The sequence below is a fragment of the Haloferula chungangensis genome (genome assembly GCF_042664875.1).
Taxonomy (GTDB): Bacteria; Verrucomicrobiota; Verrucomicrobiia; order Verrucomicrobiales; family Akkermansiaceae; genus Haloferula; species Haloferula chungangensis.
The window spans coordinates 1-656 of sequence record NZ_JBHTBS010000082.1; the positions used below are offsets into that span (position 1 = coordinate 1).

Annotated in this window: 1 protein-coding gene; it reads left to right on the forward strand. The window is 47.6% G+C overall.

Features of this window, described 5'->3' with window-relative positions:
- Positions 1–133 precede the first annotated feature (133 nt).
- On the forward strand, positions 134–415 hold the full coding sequence (locus ACFQY0_RS21285; RefSeq protein ID WP_379717100.1) for a hypothetical protein: 282 nt from the start codon (positions 134–136) through the stop codon (positions 413–415).
- The last annotated feature ends 241 nt before the right edge of the window (positions 416–656 follow it).

A 656-nucleotide genomic window follows, 5' to 3' on the forward strand; every position in this document is an offset into this window, starting at 1 on the left:
AAGGATCTGCCAAACCCAACGCTTGCTTAAAAAGTGCCTCAACTGACATCCCCAGAAGCATAGAACGCAGCGACCGATACGGGAACATTCAAATCAGCCTACCCACCTCAGATCCGGTAGAGCCAAAGTTTTCTTGGAATCGGAAGAAGCCGACAATGGCAAGGCTAACCCGTTTTCATCAAAAGGGTTTTCTGTTTATCGCATGGAACTTCGCAATAAGGGCAAGCTTCTTGCGAAGGAGACTGCATTATTTGAGGATTTTCAGAAGCCCTCCAAGGTAAAAGGAGTGGAGAAATGCGCGCTGCTCGTAGTTGATGAAGATCTAAAGCTGGGCCGGTTGGTTGAAATTTTAAAGACCATAGAACCCTACTGCAATGAGAGGTTCCTGCTGGTCGACAAGAAGCAGGAAGAATAGAATAGGGGTCAGTCAAAACTAATTGACATTTGCTACGTAGGAAATGGGAAATGGTAGGAATAGGGGTCAGGCAAGAATGGTGCGTGATTAAGCCTGTTTTCGACCTCCTTCCTTGGGAAACTGGGGTCAGGCGACAAATCTTGACAAAAAAGACTCCTGTTAGAGCTAATTTGAAAGGGGTCGGTGCGTGAATGGTGGTGTTGATCCGAGGGGTCTTGCCATGGGGGAAGCCCATAGGTGC